Origin of the sequence: Petrotoga sp. 8T1HF07.NaAc.6.1, assembly GCF_016772115.1 — a bacterium.
Taxonomy (GTDB): Bacteria; Thermotogota; Thermotogae; order Petrotogales; family Petrotogaceae; genus Petrotoga; species Petrotoga mobilis.
On sequence record NZ_AUPG01000032.1, the window covers coordinates 1 to 2,850 of the forward strand.

A 2,850-nucleotide genomic window follows, 5' to 3' on the forward strand; every position below is an offset into this window, starting at 1 on the left:
AAGGTGTAAAAGAAGGTGAAAGGAAAGGAAAACTTGAAGAAAGAAAAGAATTAATCATAGAAATTCTAAACCAAAGGTTTGGAGAAGATTTCGATAAAAGTTTAGAAGAAAAGATCAGAAAAGCAAATGAAGAAACTATAAACCAAATAAAGAAAAATATTCTTAGTATTACATTAGAAGACCTAAAAGAAATATTGAAGTAGTTGTAGAAGGTAGATTTTTGAGTATTTAAAATAGATATCACTCCTCTTTTTTGCTTTAGGAGGAGTGATATCTCTTTAATATTTTTATTAGCGTCCTTCCCCCGCTCCCCACCCGTGAGGAAAAGGATATTTTTATTAACGCCCTTTCACCATGTAACCCACCCGTGAGGAAAAGGAATTGTTGCACCTTTAAACTACAGCTCGCCCGCTGCAGCTGCGCCTTAAACTTCGCAATTATGCTTGTCAAGAAAATACCTGAAGGATGTATTTCTGTGCTTTCCTGTTTCTATGTTAAAGCACTTTAGAATTTCTTGCATGAAATCTATCTTGGAATCGAACTTTCTTGGGATTAAATTATTAAATTGTTCTTTAGTAACATTGTCTGTAGCTTTTGAATAACGAATGCCAAGCCTTTTAGAAGACTTATCATCTAATACGGCAAGGTACCAACTTTCTATTTCTCTTATTACAACTATTATCCTATCTTTGTCAATCTCCTTGAATTTACTTTGTATATATTGTTTTCTTGCTGTTACACATGGTGTACGGTCAATATCTGATACAAAGATATAATCCGCACTCAATGCTTTAATGCTTTCAAGAAATTTACTAACCTTCTCCTTTTTCTGTTGTGCATATTTCCATACCTTAACTTGATCATATTTTCCCTCAAAGAGAGGAGTTAATATTTTCTCAAAGAATCTTTTATCATCGTCCCCTTCGACGAGAATGTATAACCTTTCATAGGCCATGATTATGCCTCCAGAAGATCTTGTACGTAAAGTTCTTCGATTCCTATCTCATTTTTTAAGAATGTTTTTACCTCTTTTTTCTCAACAGGTCTGGAAATGTTGGAAAAGCCTTCTTTATCTCGAGAGATAAGTAGAATGCTTTCTAAATCTGTATGCCTCACCATCTCCGGGTTGTGGGTGGTAACAATAATTTGCTTCTTCTGTGATGCCTCTTTCAACATCAGCACAACACCGGAAATAAGAGATGGGTGTATATTTCTTTCGGGTTCTTCAATTATAGTTAGTAATTTTTTTTTCAAAATATAAGGCAATAATCAGGGCTGTAATATTTATGGTTCCGTCGGAAATCAAAGGAGCAGGCAAGTATTGATTTTGAGCATATACTTCTTCCAATTTAAAAAGTAACGACTTGTCAGCAAATTTCTCTATATCCAGTTTGTTTACAAAAAGCAAAAGGTTCCTCACTAAGTTAGAGAGTTTCCTTTCCTTTTCCTTGTCTTCTAAAATGTTTTTGAGAACGATGGCTAAATTCTCGCCGTTTTCTTCCAATTCCATCTTTCCAGTAATTGGCACTGCCTTTTTAGGAAGCTTAGGGTCAAAATCGTATATTGAAATACTACTGAAAATTGCCTCTGATGGAGGAAATATGAATGGGAATAAAGGAAGTTCGATGAGAAGGGTTTTGGGTGGTATTTTTTCTTCTCTTAAGATTCGTGGGAATACATCATCCTTTGTTATCGGCAACTCAGGGGGTAACTTTAAGTCGACCTTAAGTTTCCCCTCAACGTTGGAAAAAAGAATCTCACCTTCCCCAAGTTCTTCTTTGCCCTTTGTCTTTTCCTTTGGCCTTTCTAATCTAACGAATTTACATTTCTGAGTTATTTTGTCCTCAACAATTTTAAATCCCGACCCTGTCTTATTAAAATTAATAGTAAACTTATAAATCGTTTCATATGTTATCATCCCTAATGGCCCTTTTTCTTTCTTTTTTATCGCTCTTCTAAACTCTTGATCAGAAACAACTTCTAATGAAAAATCCTCGGACGGACCAATATTTATATTCCTGAGATATTCACTGCCCCCTTGCATAGAAATTGCATTATCCAACCCATGCTTTACTATATCCCTTAAGAACTCAAAGATCCGTATAAAATTTGATTTTCCAGAAGCATTAGCACCAATTAGAAGATTAAACTTTCCTAATTCTACTTCTAGATCTTTGAAACTCTTGAAATTTTTCACTCGTATTCTTTTTATGGCCATGGCTTAACCTCCTCTGCCTAATCATATTATATCAAAATTTCTCTTATTTTTTTCAAACTTTATGGGCACGGGCAAAGCCTTCCCACCTGCTGGGTTAGGGACCCCGCAAGTCCCTTCCATAAAAGGGAAGGCAGCGCAGCGAAAGGGTAAAGGTCCTACTTCCTTTTGAGTGAGGAGCGGGGTGAAAGGACAAAAGAATCTTTTCCTTATGGGAGCGGAGCCGGATAAGGGCGTTATTAAGGCCCTTTCCTAATAAGTTCAGAGCGGGGTGAAAGGCCACTAACAAAGATCCTTTTCCTAATGGGTGGGGAGCGGGGGAAGGGCGCTATAAAGCTCATTATACAGAAGTTATGTGATAAAATAGCACACCTTCAAAAAGAAATGATATAATTAAGTTAACAGAGAAAACTCTTCACTAATTCTATGGGCGGGCAGCGGGGCGAAGGGGCGCTATAAAGCTCATTATACTTGAGTTAGAAGAAATGGGGGTGCCAAGAATGGACACATTAGAAGAAATATCAAAAAGGGAAAGAGAAGAAGCTAGATTGGAAGGTAAACTTGAAGGAAGAAAAGAATTTGAAATTAGATTGCTCAGCAAACGATTCCGTAGAAGATTAACTAAAGAGTTAAAA

General features: G+C 36.3%; 3 protein-coding genes and 1 pseudogene. 1 reads left to right on the top strand and 3 read right to left on the bottom strand.

Features of this window, described 5'->3' with window-relative positions; translation table 11 throughout:
• A pseudogene (locus tag NAAC61_RS10430) lies at window positions 1–203 on the top strand (Rpn family recombination-promoting nuclease/putative transposase); the annotation flags it as partial.
• Window positions 204–424: 221 nt separating this feature from the next.
• On the opposite strand, the gene NAAC61_RS10435 reads toward NAAC61_RS10430, so the two are convergent.
• From NAAC61_RS10435 to NAAC61_RS10445, 3 genes are read right to left on the bottom strand one after another with little or no spacing between them, the layout of a single operon-like run.
• Window positions 425–955, bottom strand: a complete 531-nt coding sequence (locus NAAC61_RS10435; RefSeq protein WP_202695995.1) for a hypothetical protein — start codon at window positions 953–955, stop codon at window positions 425–427.
• 2 nt (window positions 956–957) lie between these two features.
• Entirely contained in the window at window positions 958–1,266 is a 309-nt protein-coding gene (locus NAAC61_RS11425; protein ID WP_443146893.1) for an AAA family ATPase, read from the bottom strand.
• Complete coding sequence (locus NAAC61_RS10445) at window positions 1,226–2,218, bottom strand: AAA family ATPase (protein ID WP_202695997.1); 993 nt, start codon at window positions 2,216–2,218, stop codon at window positions 1,226–1,228. The genes NAAC61_RS11425 and NAAC61_RS10445 overlap by 41 nt, the downstream gene beginning before the upstream one ends.
• Window positions 2,219–2,850: the final 632 nt, after the last annotated feature.

Excerpts from the sequence above, each read along its gene's own strand:
- NAAC61_RS10445 (WP_202695997.1), bottom strand. The coding sequence starts at position 2,218 with ATGGCCATAAAAAGAATACGAGTGAAAAATTTCAAGAGTTTCAAAGAT.
- NAAC61_RS10435 (WP_202695995.1), bottom strand. The coding sequence starts at position 955 with ATGGCCTATGAAAGGTTATACATTCTCGTCGAAGGGGACGATGATAAA.